Here is a 16424-nt window from a genome sequence, read left to right as displayed (position 1 = left end):
TCAGTTTAGAACTGGCGTTTTTTTTCATCTCGCTTTAATCTCTATAGCCTGAAACACTATGGTCAAAATATTGATCACAGTATACTTTATGGAAATTATCGAATAGGTGGCCAGATGCGTCTTGTCGTTTGCTACATCAGTGTATTGGTTACGGCGACTCTACTTGCCGGTTGCGGTCAGTCAGGGGCTTTACAGCTACCCAATGATCCCAATTATGATAAACGTGCAAGATATCTGCTTTATCCAAATACTGCGCCCGAGCAAAGCAAGCCCAGCGATACCCATCAAGCCCAGCAATCTGACGAGCCAGTAAGCGAGACTTTTGCATCACCTGATGCTGAACCAGCTACTCAACCTACACCATAAGCAGAACAGATAAGGATACATTCATGAGTTTTACCCGCATCAATGGGGTGTTGCATGCAGAGCAATGTTCACTGAAGCAGCTTGCACAGCAGTTTGGTACACCTTTGTATGTTTATTCAAAACAGGCTTTTGAAAAACATTATACAGATATGGACCGTGCATTTGACTTCATTGATCATCAGATCTGTTTTGCCGTGAAATCTAACTCCAATCTTGCGGTTCTGGGTGTGTTGGCCAAATTGGGTGCCGGTTTTGACATTGTCACTGGTGGTGAGCTGGCTCGTGTTCTGGCTGCTGGCGGTGATCCGGCCAAAGTAGTATTTTCAGGTCTTGGAAAAACTGAAGCCGATATTGTAAAAGCCTTAAATGTTGGAATTGCCTGTTTTAATGTTGAGTCTCATGCCGAGCTTGACCGTATTCAAAAAGTTGCTGAAAAATTGGGTCAGAAGGCGCCTGTTTCCCTACGGGTAAATCCGGATGTCGATGCAAAAACTCATCCTTATATCTCAACGGGCTTAAAAGAAAATAAGTTTGGTATACCTTCAGATAGCGTATTTGAAACCTATCAGTATGCAGCTTCTCTGCCTAATTTGGATATTGTGGGGATTGACTGTCATATTGGTTCACAGCTGACTGAAACCAAACCGTTTGTAGACGCCCTGGAGCGCGTCATGTTGATGATTGAACAGCTTAATAAGTTGGGGATACAGCTCAAGCACATCGATATTGGAGGCGGATTGGGCGTAACTTATAAAGACGAAGTGCCACCGACTGTACAGGAATATGCAGATGCCCTGAAACCGGCTTTGCAAAAGCTGGGGCTGAAAGTTTATATGGAACCAGGCCGCAGTATTTCAGCCAATGCAGGTATACTGCTTACCAGAGTAGATCTACTCAAGCCAACCAATCACCGTAATTTTGCTATCATTGATGCTGCAATGAATGATTTGATTCGACCTGCACTCTATGAAGCATGGATGGATATACAACCAGTAGAACCACATCAGGATATTCAGGAACAAGAATGGGATATCGTGGGCGCTATTTGTGAGACAGGCGATTTTCTAGGGAAAGAGCGTAAACTGGCGCTGGCAGAGAATGATCTTCTGGCCGTTCTGGGTGCTGGTGCTTACGGCTTTGTGATGAGTTCTAATTACAATACACGAGCACGGGCAGCAGAAGTTATGGTAAATAATCATCAGGCATATCTGGTGCGTGAACGTGAGACTATTGAGTCGCTGTGGGAACGTGAACATCTGTTACCAGAAGTGTGAGTAAAAAACATGCTGGAATTTACTAAAATGCATGGGCTGGGTAATGATTTTATGGTCGTGGACCTGATTACCCAGCGTGCCTATTTCGATACGCTTACTATTCAGCGCCTGGCAGATCGTCACTTTGGTATCGGTTTTGACCAGCTCCTGATTGTTGAGCCACCAGACATACCTACTGCTGATTTTAAATACCGTATTTTTAATGCAGATGGGTCAGAAGTAGAGCAGTGTGGTAATGGAGTGCGCTGCTTTGCACGTTTTGTGCATGAGCGCCAGTTAACCACGAAAACCAAAATTAAAGTACAGACTAAATCTGGTATTGTCGAGCCGGAACTGGGGCCAAACGGCTGGGTTCGGGTTAATATGGGCTATCCGAAATTTGCTCCAGAGCTCATTCCGTTTGTAACAGAAGAAACTGATCCTTTATATGCACTAGAGCTGAACAACAACCAACTGCTTAAAATTGATGTGGTGAATATGGGGAATCCCCATGCAGTAACTATTGTGCCAGATGTACTGACTGCTGATGTCGCAGCTATTGGTCCACAAGTAGAATCACATGTACGCTTCCCTGAACGTGTGAATGTCGGCTTCATGCAGATCCTGAATGAAAAACAGGTGCGCTTACGTGTTTTTGAACGTGGCTCTGGAGAAACACTGGCCTGTGGTACAGGTGCTTGTGCTGCTGCGGTAAGTGGCATGCGCCGTGGTCTGCTTGCCCCAGAAGTGGAAGTCGAGCTGGCGGGTGGCAAGTTACAGATTGGCTGGCGTGAGGGTGATGTGGTATGGATGACAGGTCCTACAGCAAATGTTTATGAAGGCCGTTTGGATTTGCGTTATTTTCAAAGTAATTAAAACCGAATTAAATAGTATTAAAAGTTCTATTCAATCCCAGAGAGGGCAGGATGCAGCCTGAAGCATTACACTTGCTTTCTATGTGGCTCAAAGAGCGGGAGATCCAGAATCAATCTGCCCATACTTTAAGTGCCTATGCACGTGATGTAAAAGATTTTCTGGATTTCTGTGCTGTTAAGAAGTTACCGCTGAACAGTATTGAAGCTTCAGATTTGCGTGAATACTTGGCTTTAAAGGTAGAACAAGAGCAGTTAAGCTCTAGCAGCCTGCAACGCCATTTATCCGCCATACGGCAGTTCATGAAATGGGCTGAGCAGGGTCAATATCTCGGTTTTAATCCTGCAGATGACTTTCAGCTTAAACGGCAGCCACGGCCACTGCCCGGCATGATAGATATTGAAACGGTGCAGCAGATTCTGGACCAGCCGGCACCTGAAAAACTTCAGGACCAGTATTTATGGCTGCGTGACAAAGCCATGCTGGAGTTACTTTACTCTAGCGGATTACGCCTAACAGAATTACAGAGTCTGTGTATGAAGGATATCGATTTTAATCGACGACTATTGCGTATTACAGGTAAAGGTAACAAGACCCGGATTGTACCATTTGGTACTCAAGCTTATGAGAGTCTGCTGAAGTGGCTCGAAGTCTATCGGCTCTGGCAAGGCCAATTTAATGCAGATTCGGCAGTTTTTATCAGTCAAAAAGGCGGCCTGCTGGGTCCCCGGCAAATTGAGAACCGGGTCAAGTTACAAGCACTGCGGGCTGGAGTAAATATTGATCTGCATCCACACTTACTCCGGCATTGTTTTGCAAGTCATATGCTCTCTAATAGTGGTGACCTTCGAGCAGTTCAGGAAATGTTGGGCCATAGTAATTTGAGTACCACCCAGATTTATACCCATATTGACTTTGACCATCTGGCCAAAATTTATGATCAGGCCCATCCCAGAGCTGTTAAAATTAAATAAATAGTTTCTAAAAAGAATAGCTAAAATCCATCTGACCTAAAACTAGAACTATTGTAGAATAATCAAAACTTAATTTTTCAAGTATAAAAACAGCTTAATTTTATAGTGATCGAGATAGGAAAATGACCGGTTTCTCTTCTCATCACCGGAATATTTTAATAGAAATGGGGACCTAAAATGATTGTCAATATTCAACAGAAATATGATGAGCTAAGTCCGGCACAGAAAGATATATTTGCTGGGTATGGCTTACGTCAGGTCAAACATTTTGTAGAAATCAGTTTACCTACTATTGAAGCGGCGCTGCCTGCTCATACCTTGGTTCAGGGAATCAATGCCGAGGGTAAAATTCAGGCTATGCATTCTGATACCTTGCAAACTTATCTCTGGATTTCAGATCAAAAGTGGCAAGAAACTGCTCATGCTCCAATGCCTATAGACTTAAAAGAAGACTTTATAGAAGTATGGAGAATATTTGGGCTGTCTCAATATGAATTGATTGCTTTGAGTCATATACATCGGGATTTTTTAGAAAATCATATTGCTTGAAATTATAGACATTGGATTTGAACAGTAAGCTATAAAGGAAAAAAGTAGTTAAGCTTATTGATGAAACTTTCAACTGAGCATCGGGCAAGGATGCTACTTAAGGATACCCCTATACAAAACATGCCCCATATTTTGACTAAAATAATTATTTAAAAGAGCAGTTTTTGATTGTCTCTTAAGAGAAAGAGTGGCTGATTTATATCCTCACAAAACAGAATTCCTTCAATAATGTAAGAGGAAAATATTGCTTCAAGGAACAGTCATTAGATGAAGCAAAATAAATACTGCCATATGCCATCATTCAGGAATCTAAGGTAAGCTAAAATCAAAGGTCATCAAGAGGCAACTGAAAACTTTGTTTAATAATTTGACTAGGTAAATCTGTTTTTACGCTTGTAATACCATTCTTTTTAGTCAGATGTGTAGATTGAAATTTTCGGTAACTCTCCAGATCAGGTACTACAACTTTAAGCATTGCATCACATTCACCCAAAATAATATAGCACTCCATTACTTGGGGCAGTTCCTTCATTGCACAAATAAAAGTATCGATAGTTTCAGCATCCTGCCCAACCAGCCAGATTCGTGAAAATAAAATCAGTTGAAAACCGATTTTCTGCATATCTACGACAGTAGTGTAATGCTGAATAATGCCAGCTTCTTCAAGCAGTTTGACTCGTCGCAAACACGAAGAGGGGGATAGTCCAATGACTGTGGCCAGATCATTATTTTGGATACGGGCATTCTTTTGTAATGCCTGAATGATATTTCTGTCGATGCGATCTAGCTTTATCCGAATTAATTTAGAATCTTTTTTCATAAATTAGAATTTTATTCGAAAATTAATTCTTATTATAAAATATTTGAAATCCTATTTTACAGCTTTTCGTAGATACTTATTTCCCTGATTCAGGACATTCAACAGGAAAAAGAAAATGTCTGTATTTGTACTCTTTGCATTGACCGTGCTTCCCCTGATTTTCACACCTGGACCAGATATGCTGTTTATCTTGTCACAAGTCATGGGTAAAGATGCAAAAGCAGGCATGATGGCAACTTTTGGTATATGTTTTGGCTATCTGATTCATTCGGTTCTGGTTGCTTTAGGAATCGCAGCAATTATTGTATCTTCACCTTTGCTGTTTGATACGATCCGCTATATAGGAATTGCCTATCTGTTGTATCTGGCCTTTAATTTGCTAAAGTCTGTGTTTAATCAGAAAAAAGTGACAGTTGAAGAGATACCTCATACAAATCCGGTCAGGAAGGGGTTCTTTACGGCTTTACTAAACCCAAAAGGAATGCTGATCTATTTTGCTATTCTTCCCCAGTTCATTGATAAAACACAAAATACAGTAAGTCAGGGCTTAATTTTATCCTTTATCTTTATTGGGCTCATTTTTATTGTATATTGCAGTTTAAGTATGGTCTTTGCCAAAATTACACAAAAAACTTCCATTGATGCAAAAAAACAGAAATGGATTGATGGAACCTCGGGTGGATTGCTTGCAATGGCGGCCACTTGGCTTCTAGTGAACTGATGAATATAAAAAGCATGCTATCTGGGCATGCTTTTTAGATTTAAAGTACATTAGAAAATTTGATTGTGTTCAAGCGTCTTAAGGCCATAAGACTGGTTTCTTATAAGCTAAAAGCTGAATAAACTGTTCTGGTTGTGTCTTAAATGACATATTTGATCTGTACAGTCATACTTTAAAACTTAAGCTACCAGTCTTTAAATCACTTCAGTACCGGTTCAGGTTTTCTGACTTTAATACCCGAATTTGAATCATAAAATTTTAATAAAAATAAATATATAAATATCAGTTAACTAGTAGAGTAATTGCCCTAAGATCCCTGTTACATTTTTTTATGAACTCTGCATTTCACGGTTTTTACGCTTTTTTACGTCTCCAAAGGTAATTGTGACTTGACCCAAATGCCATACCCATTGCAAGATAAGGCACCTAAAAAATTTTAATTGAAGAGTTATCATAGCTTTTCTCAACATTTACTTTTGCTAAAACAGCCGAGGATTACATGAAGGCTCTTGTTGCTGTAAAACGTGTGGTTGATGCCAACGTTAAAGTTCGCGTTAAGCCGGACCATAGTGGGGTAGACCTTACTAACGTTAAAATGTCAATTAACCCATTTTGTGAAATCGCAGTGGAAGAAGCGGTTCGCTTAAAAGAAAAAGGAACAGTATCAGAAATCGTAGTGGTTTCTATCGGTCCTAAAGAAGCACAGGAACAAATTCGTTCTGCTATGGCTCTAGGCGCTGATCGCGGAATTTTAGTAGAAACTGCGACTGATGAAATTGGGGCGCTCGAAGTTGCCAAAATTTTAAAAGGGATCGTGGAGCAGGAACAACCAGAAATTATCCTTTTGGGTAAACAGGCTATTGATGACGACAGTAATCAGGTCGGTCAGATGCTGGGTGCACTGCTTGGTGCGGGCCAAGGTACTTTTGCTTCAGAAGTTAAAGTTGAAGGTGGCAAGGTTCAGGTAACCCGTGAAATTGATGGCGGTCTGCAAACTGTTGAGCTATCACTTCCTGCAATTATTACCACTGACTTGCGTTTGAATGAACCTCGTTATGCGGCTTTGCCAAACATTATGAAAGCACGTAAAAAACCGCTTGAAACCAAGTCTCCAGCAGATTATGGCGTAACAGCAGCTTCTAAGCTGAAAACTGTTAAGGTTGAATCTCCGGCTGAACGTCAGGCAGGGGTGCAAGTGAAGTCTGTTGATGAACTGGTCAACAAACTTAAAAATGAAGCGAAAGTGATCTAATACAGAAGGATAAAAATCATGAGTATTTTAGTTATCGCTGAGCACGACAATAACACCCTGAATGCTGCGACTCTAAATGTTGTTGCTGCGGCTCAAGAAATCGGTGGTGATATCACTGTATTGGTTGCGGGTTCTGGTGCTCAGGCAGTTGCTGATGCTGCTGCTAAAGTTGCTGGTGTAAGTAAAGTCTTACTTGCTGATAATGCAGCTTATGCCAACCAGCTGGCTGAAAATGTTGCTTCTTTGATTGCAGAAATTGGCAAGAACTATTCGCATATTCTTGCTGCTGCTACAACTTCCGGTAAAAATATTTTACCACGTGCGGCAGCTCTGCTTGATGTCAGCATGGTAACTGATATCGTGGCTGTGGTAGGCCCTAAAACCTTCCGTCGCCCGATTTATGCAGGAAACGCGATTGCGACTGTTGAATCTTCAGAAGATATTATTGTAGGTACAGTTCGTGGTACAGCATTTGATGCAGTAGCTGCTGAAGGCGGTTCTGCAACAGTTGAAACGATTGGTGAAGTGAAAGATGCTGGTGTTTCGTCATTCGTAAATGAAGAGATCGTCAAATCTGAACGTCCTGAACTGGCTGGTGCACGTATTGTAGTATCCGGTGGTCGTGGTGTGGGTTCAGGCGAGAATTATCATAAAATCCTTGATCCGCTCGCTGACAAGCTTGGTGCTGCACAAGGTGCTTCACGTGCCGCAGTTGATGCAGGCTTTGTACCAAATGATATGCAGGTGGGTCAAACTGGCAAGATCGTTGCACCTGAGCTTTATATCGCTGTAGGTATCTCTGGAGCGATTCAGCATTTGGCTGGTATGAAAGATTCTAAAGTGATCGTAGCGATCAATAAAGATGAAGAAGCTCCAATCAATGCTATTGCTGACTACTGGCTGGTAGGTGACTTGAACCAGGTCATTCCTGAGTTGGTTTCTAAGCTTTAAGCATTTATGTATCAAAAAACGTCCGTTTTCGGGCGTTTTTTATTTTTAAGTCAGGGCACTCTAAATTAAATACAAGAATTGCTAAGCCTAATAAAAAAATGAAAAATAAAGTAAATTTAAGTTGGAAATTTTGAGCCAACCATAAAAAATAAAATAGCGTCAAGCCATGTTGCAAAACGCTCCTTATTTGAACAGTAAATAGCTGAAATAACTCAATAGAACTCGATGTTCAAACAAACAAAACCAAGCAGTTTTATGCTATACTCATTCGCTAATTTTTAATTTTGGCCTGAAGTTTTTTTAGGCTAATTTTTCGCAAGATTAATATATAAATATCTGTGGTTTTTAGGCCGCCGGTATGAAGAGGAGTATGCATGAGCGTATCGGAAATCCGCCCGATTGCCATTGAGGATGAACTCAAGCACTCGTATCTAGATTATGCAATGAGCGTGATTGTATCGCGTGCCTTGCCAGATGTGAGAGATGGTCTGAAACCTGTTCATCGTCGTGTGCTATATGCTATGCACGAGCTGGGTAACGACTACAATAAAGCTTATAAAAAGTCTGCCCGTGTGGTCGGTGATGTTATCGGTAAATATCACCCGCATGGTGATTCTGCCGTTTATGAAACTATCGTACGTATGGCGCAGGATTTCAGTCTGCGCTATCAACTGGTTGATGGCCAGGGTAACTTCGGTTCTGTCGATGGCGATAGTGCCGCCGCAATGCGTTATACCGAAGTACGTATGCGCAAACTCACCCATGAGATTCTGGCTGATCTTGAAAAAGATACCGTTGACTGGGAAGACAACTACGATGGTTCTGAGCGTATTCCTCAGGTCATGCCAACCCGTATTCCTAACTTGTTGATTAATGGTGCAGCCGGTATTGCAGTCGGTATGGCAACTAATATGGCGCCACACAACATGACTGAGGTGGTAAATGCCTGTCTGGCCTATGCAGACAATACCAATATCAGTGTTGAAGGATTAATGGAGTATATCTCTGGTCCAGACTTCCCTACTGGTGGCATTATTTATGGTAAGTCAGGGATTGTAGACGCTTACCGTACAGGTAAGGGACGCCTGCATATACGTGGTAAATATCATTTTGAAGAAGATGAAAAAACTGGCCGTACCACCATTGTATTTACCGAGATTCCTTATCAGGTTAACAAGGCAAGAGTAATCGAACGTATTGCTGAGCTGGTTAAAGAGAAAAAGCTGGAAGGTATTTCTGAGCTGCGTGATGAATCCGATAAAGACGGTATGCGTATCGCGATTGATTTAAAACGTGGCGAAAATGCTGAAGTTGTCGTAAATAACCTGTTTTTAAATACTCAGCTTGAAAATTCTTTTAGCATTAACATGGTTTGTCTGGACAATGGCCAGCCAAAACTGATGAATCTGAAAGATATTATTGCAGCGTTTATTCGCCACCGTCAGGAAGTGGTCACGCGTCGTACCATGTATGAGCTACGTAAGGCACGTGAACGTGGTCACATCTTAGAAGGCCTGACTGTCGCATTGGCGAATATCGACGATATTATCGATGCGATTAAAACTTCTGCGAATCCGGCAGAAGCACGTGAGCGTCTGCTTGCCGCAGATTGGGCTGCAGGTGGGGTCGGGGCAATGCTTGAAAGAGCAGGCTCGGTTTCAATTCGTCCAGATGAAATTGAAGGTGAAGATCCGAGTCGTCCATTCGGGCTAGATCGCGACATTTATCGCCTGTCTCCAACACAGGTTGCAGCTATTCTTGAACTTCGCCTGAACCGTTTAACCGGCTTGGAACAAGATAAATTACATGCTGAATATTCAGAAATTCTGGGGCAGATTACTGAACTGACTGCGATTCTAAATGATTTCAACCTGTTAATGGCTGTAATTAAAGAAGAGCTGGCTTTAGTATTGCAACAGTATGGTGATGCGCGGCGCACAGAAATTGTAGAATCACGGATCGATTTTTCACGTGAAGACCTGATACCTGAGGAACAGGTTGTATTGACGGTCTCCCAGTCTGGCTATGCCAAGACTCAGCCATTGTCTGATTATGCAGCTCAGCGTCGTGGTGGACGGGGTAAGTCAGCTACCTCAATGAAAGAAGATGATTTTATTCAGCATCTGATCGTGACTTCAAATCATGCCACCGTACTGTGCTTTACCAATGTTGGTAAGGTTTATCGTCTGAGAGTTTTTGAAGTACCGCAGGCATCACGTGGTTCGCGTGGTCGTCCAATGATTAACTTGTTGCCGCTCGATGCAAATGAGACCATTACTGCCATTTTACCTGTCATTGATGCGCCGAAGAAATTTACTGAACGCTTGGCAGCCTTTAAAAACTTTATAAAAACGAATACTGTAAAACTTCAGGATAATCCGGTCATTTCCGTGCATTTGCCAGAACTTGAGACAGCATTGGCAACGCTTGATGATAATGCTGACGAGCTCTCAGCTGAACTGCGTACCCAGCTAAAACAGTTATGTGTAGAGCTGGCTGTAACAGATTTGGATGATGAGATCATTATCGAGTTTGCCCAGCAGGCCGAAAGTGTCTGTAAAAACTATTATGTATTTATGGCCACAGCTTCCGGTACAGTAAAACGTGTTGAGCTTGAGCAGTTCAGTAATGTGCGCTCGAATGGTTTACGAGCAATTGAACTCAATGAAGAAGATACCCTGATTGGTGTGACTATTACTGATGGTGAACAGCAAATTATGCTGTTCTCTAACGAAGGTAAGGCTATCCGTTTTGCAGAAACTGATGTACGTGCCATGGGCCGTTCAGCTAAAGGTGTGCGTGGCATGCGTGTCGCACTGGCTGCCCAGGCAGAGGATACGGAAGATACTGATACTGACTCGGAAGATGAAGACTCTTCAGATTCAAATGTAGTCAGCCGTATAGTTTCACTGGTGGTTGTACCAGAAACTGGAGAAGTACTGTGCGCATCTGCAAATGGTTATGGCAAACGTACCCCTGTAGATGATTTCCCAACCAAAAAACGTGGCGGTAAAGGGGTTATTGCAATTAAGACCTCTGAACGTAATGGTGAACTGGTGGGTGCGGTTGCAATTGACGAAACCAAAGAGCTGATGCTGATTTCTAATGGGGGGACGCTGGTCCGTACGCGTGCAGCAGAAGTAGCCCAAACTGGGCGTAATGCTCAGGGCGTGCGTCTGATTCGTCTAGGCGAAGGAGAAACACTGGTTGGTGTGGTTTCTATTGAAGCCGTTGAAGAAGATGAAGTAGAAGCTTTCGAAACAGTTGAAAGTACTGAGCAACTGGAAGTTGAGAAAACTGAAACAGAACATCAGCAACCTCAAGAAGATTAAAGCCTGATAGTTAAAAAGGACGCTTCGGCGTCCTTTTTATTAGGTGATTATTTATAACTTAAACGATAATTTCCCCAAACCAGACAGACGGCTGCAAAGGCAGCCAGATAAATCATTTTGGGAAGCACCAAGCTGGTCGGCACACCCATCTGGTTAAGCTGAATAAACATCTGAATGCCTTGTGTAGAGGGTAAAGCGACTCCTAGCCATTGCATCCATTCCGGCATAGCCGCGTGCGGCCATGCGGTACCAGAGAGTAAAAATAATGGGATTGAAGTGAAAACAATAACATGGCCAGCACGTTCTGGCATGTCTAAATAAGAAGCCACCAATATAGCTAGGCCAATAACACTACTAATAAAAATAGGAACGCCGAGCAGCATTCCCCAAAAATTACCACCACGCGGATAGTCATAAAACCAGAATGTAAAACCGAACAGATATAAACAGCCTAGACAACCAATCGTTAAAATGGCAAAAAATAGACCAGATACTTCGGATTTTACTGGGCGCCACAGTTTTTCTCGATAGCCTGCAATTAACATGCTTAAACCCAGAACAATAGTTTGATGGATAATTAATGGCGCAATCGCTGGAAAAATATAGCTTCCATAGCCAGAGAGAGTGTTAAATAAAGGAATCTGATGTATAGGTACAGCAGGAGAAAAATGTGCAATTTCACCAAATTTTTCAGCCTGTTGAGCAATAGCATTTTCGACAGAAGTTGCAAGGCCTAAACCAATCTGCTTGGTTTTTAGAAAATAAGCTGCACTTAAATATAGTCCGATACCTCCTACCTCGCCGCGGCGTATACTATTGGAGAGCTGATCCGGCAGCAATAATATTCCATCTGCCTGCTGTTTCTGGATCATTAATTTCGCTTCAGCGAAATTTCCGGTTATTGCCTGGATTTTGACGTTTGGACTTTTTGCAACTTCAGTAATAATACTGGAAGTAACCAGACTTTGTTCTTCATCTACGATAACAATGGGTAAAGCTTCTGCTGTCTGAGCTTTATAAGCAGTTGGATAGAAAAAACTATAGAAAAACACAGAAAGAATGAGGGTAGTTAAAATTGAGCTATTACTGGCAATATCCTTAAATGTTGTTAAATAAAAATACAGGAACTGCTTCATAGGGCCGCTCCTTTTAAATATTTTTTCAAAAGCAGATAGCTGATTACTGCATAGAAGGCACAATAGACCGCAAGTATCAGTGCAGGAAGCCATGACACAGTAAGCGGGCTACCGACTACCCATTGTTCTGTCTGTAGTTTGGCATAAGGGGTATAAGGAATAATATTTGCCCAGAATTTTGTAAAAAGTGGGGCATTATTTAAAGGCAAGGTAACGCCAGCAAAGCTTAAGGAAGACCCGCCATAAACTGCAATAAAACCAAATGACTTTGCTAGATTTTGCGTAGCAAGTACCACAGTACTGCTAATCAAAGCGTAAGCACTATATAACAGGATTTGGCCAAGTAAAATTAACCATAAATGTCCAGCTATAAACCAGCCACGGATACCAGCAAGCCAAAACATCCACAACCAAGTCCAAGCTGTAAAAATAATTACATAGGTTATGTTTTTAGAAATAAGTGCACTAAAAATCGTTTGATGATGTACCCAGCTTTTAACACTCCGGTTTTTGAGTTCTTGGCCGACTGCAAATGCAACACAGCAACACAGCAACAAGTGTAAAATGGCCGGCACCATAAAAGGTTCCAGATAAAATTCGTAGCTCAGTCCCGGATTATATAAAGGTGAAATCTTTACATGGGGAGTAGGAGCCTCAAGATAGGGCAGTTGATTGGCCAGATAGCTTCTGCCCATAAAATCTGCGATTGCTTCTAATGTACCAATCAGCATGGCAGAAGAAATAGTATTTCCAATACTGAAATAACTCTGGTTGAATGCTATTGCAATCCCGCTATCCTGTGCCTGAACCAGGCGCTGCTCTGCGCCTTCCGGAATAATCACATATCCCCAAATTTTTGTCTGGTTCAGCAGGCGTTCAACTTCATCTTGATTAGGTGAAACAATTGCAATTTCTAGCGCACTATTATGAGACAGATATTTATCAATATTTTGGCTGAGCTGGCTCTGATCCTGATCAATAATTGCAATAGGCAAATGCTCAGGCTTACCCTGATAGAACATGCTGCTGAATAAAATGATAATAAATAGTGGCGCCACTGTGACCAGACATAAATCCCAGCGGTGGGTGAGTAGATATTTCAGTTCACGACAGATTCCATACAACACTAGTGGTCCTCTTTAATCTTAAAAAGAACACTCATGCCAACTTTTAAATCAGGAATCTGCTGGGCAGGTGTCAGGTGTACTTTAAAACTGCGAATATCATAACCACCAGTTTGCCGGGTAGTCTTAATAGTGGCAAACTCACCTTCTGCATCAATATTCTCAATATTGAAAGTTGCCCGCCGGTTAAGTGCCGGAATAAAACCTTCCAGTTTTTGGGCTTTATAAATCTGTGTATACTGATCTTCACGGATGTTCAGGCTTATCCATAAACTGTCATCCTGAATCAGGCTGACTACAGGCACGCCAATCGCAACGAGTTCACTTGGCTTACCATAAGTTTTAGACACTGTACCACTAACAGGTGCGTATAATTTGGTCTCTGCCTCTAAAGCTTCTGCTTCACTTACCGCTGCTTTGGCTATATCGACCTGTGCATCTGCTGAAGAGCGCTGCTGTTCAGTACTGCCGCGTTTGGCACGCGCATATTGCTGATAGGCTGCTTCAGTCAGCTCCTGTGCAGAAACTTGAGCAGCATACAACTCGTCACGACGCTGCCTTGAAATTACTCCTTCCTTATACAGGTTTTCACCACGCTTATAGGTCGTTCGAGCCAGCTGCTCCTGAGCTTTAATACTTTGCCAGTTAGCATATAAGGTTGCGATATTTTCTTCTTGAGAGCCACGTTCAGCAGTTGACTGTAAAGCAAGAGTAGACTGCAGTGCTGCTAAGGCCTGCTGCTTTTTTGCATCTACTTCGGGACTAAACAGACGAACCAGTGGCTGGTTTTTATTTACTTTCTGGCCCTCCCATACATAAATTTCTTCAATACGGCTAGGGACCTTGGTGCTGACATAGATTGTTTCTGCTTCAACCCGGCCTTGAATTTCAATATCTTGTGGCTGATAACTTTTCCATAATCCAAACGCAATAGTAGCCAGTAAAATAATAACCAATATAATAATTGCAGGTTTAAGCCAGGCTCTTTTATGCTGAGGCTGCCGTTGTCTTGTTGCAGACTTCTGTTCGGTATCAGCAGAATCTGGCTCAGTTTGACTCGGCTCGGCTGGCTCATGAATATTATCTTGAGAAGATGCAGTATTTTGTGCAGGTAGTTTTTTTTCTTCATTCATACTCATATCCTGTCGACCTTAGCGAATATAGACTGTATCAGGTTGATGAATATAGCTTTTAAACTGTTCAATCGAGCCATGGCCCTGTAACAGACTTGCCAGTGAAATAACATATTTATAAGCATTTAAAGCCATTTCACCTTTTAAAATATTTAAACTGTTTTGGGCATCAATGACTTGGGTGGCTGTTCCCATATCTTCTTTAAATGATAATTCCTGTATACGAAAATTTTCTTGAGCAGCACGCATGTTTTGCTGTAACAGTCGATGACTGTTTTGCGCAGAGGTTAATTCACTATAAGATTTGAACAGAATATTCTCGATTTCCTGTTTGGTGCGTTCGGTAGCAAGACCAGCGGCGTAACGTTGTAGTTCCGCTGCTTGCACTTTTTTCTGTTTATCTATACCCGAAAATAGATTATAACGGGCAGCCATACCTATAATCCAATTTTGCTGCTCATCTAAACTGTATTCACCAAAAGCAAAGATGCTGGGTTTTTTTGCAGCATTTTGAGCACGTACATTTTCTTCAGCTAATAATGTATCAGTCTGCATTTTGCGAATGAGAGTGGATTGTTCAGGATAAGTCGCCATAAGTTGAGCCAGAACTGGTGACTGCTGTGAATTTATAAACAAAGGCGTACTAAGACTGTCTACAGTTTGCTGCTTAAGTAAATTCTGTAATTGAAAACGGCTAGCCTCAAGATTGGCTTGACTGTTTTGCAGGGCACGTTCGGCATTATTGCGGGCAACTTCAAATTGCATGCGCTGCCCTTTACTGATAAACCCGGCACGTTCCAGCTTGAGGGCATTATTATAATGATTTTGCATTGCATCACGATTAGTACGACTAATGCCATTCAATTCTTGCTGTAACTGAGTATTAAAATATGCCTGGATGATTTCAAAGCGTTGTATATCTTGTTGTTGCCGGCTATCAAGCTGACTACGCTGTGCCTGAATATTAGCAATTTGTTTGGCGCTTTGGGTAAGACCGCCCGTATATAAAGGCATCATCAATGATATAGTTGGGCGTACCACTTCATCTTCAAGCACAACATTTGCGGTATCCGGTATAAGGCCAATGCCCCCATGAATAACTTGTCCTATACCGTTACGCAATGGGTCAGTAATATCTGTAGGTAAACCATTTTCTCCTTGCCATTGGTCGATACGCTCATTCACACCCTGTGAAAGAGTTTGTTCAAGGTTATTTTTTACAGATTTGAGGGGAAGATCAATTTCATTATGAAAGGCATAGGCCCGTACATTTAAATCAATGCGGGGTAAGCCTAAACCTTTAGTGGCTTCAGCTTCTAACTGTGAAGCCTGCTGCAAAGCCATGCTTGCCTGTGAACTATAAGAGTTTTGAAGGATATATTGTTCAGCTTGTTCATAACTAAACGTCTGTGCAAAGCCAGTTCCTGTATATAATAGGAAAGTTGTAATAAAACCTATTTTATAAAAATAGTGAGGAACTAGTTTTAAATCAGAAGATCTGAATATTAATTTTCTTAAAATCTGCATATATTAAACAGCTTTTCAAAATTTTTAGGTAGTTTAATCTTTTATATCAATATTTCTATTACTACATTGTTTCTGTTGAAGTTGTCTTTTAAGGCTAAAGTTTGTCTTTATCCTTTATATTATAGTTTAAAATAAAATTTAACAGGTAAATCTAATTTTAATATTATATAAAATTGCAGAGAATTTAGCTAAAAGCAAATAATCTTTTTAGTATTTAATTTACAAATGTATTGATAAATAGTTCTCTATGATTTTTTAAATAAACTTTAGAAAGGTTGAATTATTATATGAGTTCTTAATTAAACTAACATCTTATTTTTATTGAATAAACTGTTCTATCTTTAAGTAAGTATTGAAATATCGGTTCGAGAATTTACTGCATCATTTGCCAATATGTGATTAAATGCCTTGAT

14 protein-coding genes are annotated in these 16424 nt (G+C 41.3%); 9 read left to right on the top strand and 5 right to left on the bottom strand.

The window, feature by feature from the left end:
• The first annotated feature begins 114 nt into the window (after window positions 1-114).
• The 5 genes from lptM to B3R63_RS07880 all read left to right on the top strand — a co-directional run bounded on the left by lptM (window position 115) and on the right by B3R63_RS07880 (window position 4015).
• Window positions 115-366, top strand: coding sequence for an LPS translocon maturation chaperone LptM (lptM, locus tag B3R63_RS07900; RefSeq protein ID WP_286729602.1), 252 nt, complete (start codon window positions 115-117; stop codon window positions 364-366).
• Between the two features lie 23 nt (window positions 367-389).
• Window positions 390-1640: a diaminopimelate decarboxylase gene (gene lysA / locus B3R63_RS07895; protein WP_265760881.1), complete on the top strand. Its 1251-nt coding sequence runs from the start codon at window positions 390-392 to the stop codon at window positions 1638-1640.
• A 9-nt stretch (window positions 1641-1649) separates the two neighbouring features.
• A complete protein-coding gene (dapF, locus tag B3R63_RS07890) occupies window positions 1650-2495 on the top strand; it encodes a diaminopimelate epimerase (RefSeq protein WP_286729600.1) in 846 nt (281 codons plus the stop codon).
• A gap of 80 nt (window positions 2496-2575) precedes the next feature.
• A complete protein-coding gene (locus B3R63_RS07885; protein WP_286729787.1) occupies window positions 2576-3466 on the top strand; it encodes a tyrosine recombinase XerC in 891 nt (296 codons plus the stop codon).
• Window positions 3467-3643: 177 nt separating this feature from the next.
• Entirely contained in the window at window positions 3644-4015 is a 372-nt protein-coding gene (locus B3R63_RS07880; protein ID WP_286729598.1) for a hypothetical protein, read from the top strand.
• Between the two features lie 325 nt (window positions 4016-4340).
• On the opposite strand, the gene B3R63_RS07875 is transcribed toward B3R63_RS07880, so the two are convergent.
• Window positions 4341-4835 (bottom strand): Lrp/AsnC family transcriptional regulator, encoded by a 495-nt coding sequence (locus tag B3R63_RS07875; protein WP_101161785.1) that lies wholly within the window; start codon window positions 4833-4835, stop codon window positions 4341-4343.
• A gap of 115 nt (window positions 4836-4950) precedes the next feature.
• On the opposite strand from B3R63_RS07875, the gene B3R63_RS07870 reads away from it, so the two are divergent.
• The 4 genes from B3R63_RS07870 (at window position 4951) to gyrA (ending at window position 11091) form a co-directional block, all read left to right on the top strand.
• Window positions 4951-5556, top strand: a complete 606-nt coding sequence (locus tag B3R63_RS07870; RefSeq protein WP_075040393.1) for a LysE family translocator — start codon at window positions 4951-4953, stop codon at window positions 5554-5556.
• Window positions 5557-6055: 499 nt separating this feature from the next.
• Window positions 6056-6808 (top strand): electron transfer flavoprotein subunit beta/FixA family protein, encoded by a 753-nt coding sequence (locus tag B3R63_RS07865; protein WP_005019247.1) that lies wholly within the window; start codon window positions 6056-6058, stop codon window positions 6806-6808.
• An 18-nt stretch (window positions 6809-6826) separates the two neighbouring features.
• Window positions 6827-7759 carry an FAD-binding protein gene (locus B3R63_RS07860; RefSeq protein ID WP_005406554.1) on the top strand — a complete coding sequence of 311 codons (933 nt, stop codon included), beginning with the start codon at window positions 6827-6829 and terminating at the stop codon, window positions 7757-7759.
• 374 nt (window positions 7760-8133) lie between these two features.
• The gene (gene gyrA, locus B3R63_RS07855; protein WP_286729594.1) at window positions 8134-11091 is read left to right on the top strand and encodes a DNA gyrase subunit A; all 2958 of its coding nucleotides are present in this window, start codon (window positions 8134-8136) and stop codon (window positions 11089-11091) included.
• 47 nt (window positions 11092-11138) lie between these two features.
• Here the strand turns inward: gyrA and B3R63_RS07850 are convergent, their stop codons facing one another.
• From B3R63_RS07850 to B3R63_RS07835, 4 genes are read right to left on the bottom strand one after another with little or no spacing between them, the layout of a single operon-like run.
• The gene (locus B3R63_RS07850; RefSeq protein WP_286729592.1) at window positions 11139-12227 is read right to left on the bottom strand and encodes an ABC transporter permease; all 1089 of its coding nucleotides are present in this window, start codon (window positions 12225-12227) and stop codon (window positions 11139-11141) included.
• Window positions 12224-13354 carry an ABC transporter permease gene (locus B3R63_RS07845; protein WP_034428982.1) on the bottom strand — a complete coding sequence of 377 codons (1131 nt, stop codon included), beginning with the start codon at window positions 13352-13354 and terminating at the stop codon, window positions 12224-12226. The genes B3R63_RS07850 and B3R63_RS07845 overlap by 4 nt, the downstream gene beginning before the upstream one ends.
• Entirely contained in the window at window positions 13354-14484 is a 1131-nt protein-coding gene (locus B3R63_RS07840) for an HlyD family secretion protein (RefSeq protein WP_286729589.1), read from the bottom strand. Before B3R63_RS07840 ends, B3R63_RS07845 begins: the two co-directional genes overlap by 1 nt.
• Window positions 14485-14502: 18 nt before the next feature.
• Window positions 14503-16011: a TolC family protein gene (locus B3R63_RS07835; protein WP_286729587.1), complete on the bottom strand. Its 1509-nt coding sequence runs from the start codon at window positions 16009-16011 to the stop codon at window positions 14503-14505.
• Window positions 16012-16424: the final 413 nt, after the last annotated feature.

This window comes from Acinetobacter sp. UBA1297, from assembly GCF_002307755.1.
In the GTDB taxonomy this organism is placed as follows: domain Bacteria; phylum Pseudomonadota; class Gammaproteobacteria; order Pseudomonadales; family Moraxellaceae; genus Acinetobacter; species Acinetobacter radioresistens.
Note: the sequence above shows the minus strand (reverse complement) of the source record. Positions and strands in the feature narration are given on the sequence as shown.

What these genes read in the sequence shown, in the direction of transcription:
- B3R63_RS07870 (WP_075040393.1), top strand. Translation starts at nt 4,951, where the DNA reads ATGTCTGTATTTGTACTCTTTGCATTGACCGTGCTTCCCCTGATTTTC.
- B3R63_RS07865 (WP_005019247.1), top strand. Translation starts at nt 6,056, where the DNA reads ATGAAGGCTCTTGTTGCTGTAAAACGTGTGGTTGATGCCAACGTTAAA.
- B3R63_RS07880 (WP_286729598.1), top strand. Translation starts at nt 3,644, where the DNA reads ATGATTGTCAATATTCAACAGAAATATGATGAGCTAAGTCCGGCACAG.
- lysA (WP_265760881.1), top strand. Translation starts at nt 390, where the DNA reads ATGAGTTTTACCCGCATCAATGGGGTGTTGCATGCAGAGCAATGTTCA.
- B3R63_RS07875 (WP_101161785.1), bottom strand. Translation starts at nt 4,835, where the DNA reads ATGAAAAAAGATTCTAAATTAATTCGGATAAAGCTAGATCGCATCGAC.
- dapF (WP_286729600.1), top strand. Translation starts at nt 1,650, where the DNA reads ATGCTGGAATTTACTAAAATGCATGGGCTGGGTAATGATTTTATGGTC.
- gyrA (WP_286729594.1), top strand. Translation starts at nt 8,134, where the DNA reads ATGAGCGTATCGGAAATCCGCCCGATTGCCATTGAGGATGAACTCAAG.
- B3R63_RS07885 (WP_286729787.1), top strand. Translation starts at nt 2,576, where the DNA reads ATGTGGCTCAAAGAGCGGGAGATCCAGAATCAATCTGCCCATACTTTA.
- B3R63_RS07840 (WP_286729589.1), bottom strand. Translation starts at nt 14,484, where the DNA reads ATGAATGAAGAAAAAAAACTACCTGCACAAAATACTGCATCTTCTCAA.
- B3R63_RS07835 (WP_286729587.1), bottom strand. Translation starts at nt 16,011, where the DNA reads ATGCAGATTTTAAGAAAATTAATATTCAGATCTTCTGATTTAAAACTA.
- B3R63_RS07850 (WP_286729592.1), bottom strand. Translation starts at nt 12,227, where the DNA reads ATGAAGCAGTTCCTGTATTTTTATTTAACAACATTTAAGGATATTGCC.
- B3R63_RS07860 (WP_005406554.1), top strand. Translation starts at nt 6,827, where the DNA reads ATGAGTATTTTAGTTATCGCTGAGCACGACAATAACACCCTGAATGCT.
- lptM (WP_286729602.1), top strand. Translation starts at nt 115, where the DNA reads ATGCGTCTTGTCGTTTGCTACATCAGTGTATTGGTTACGGCGACTCTA.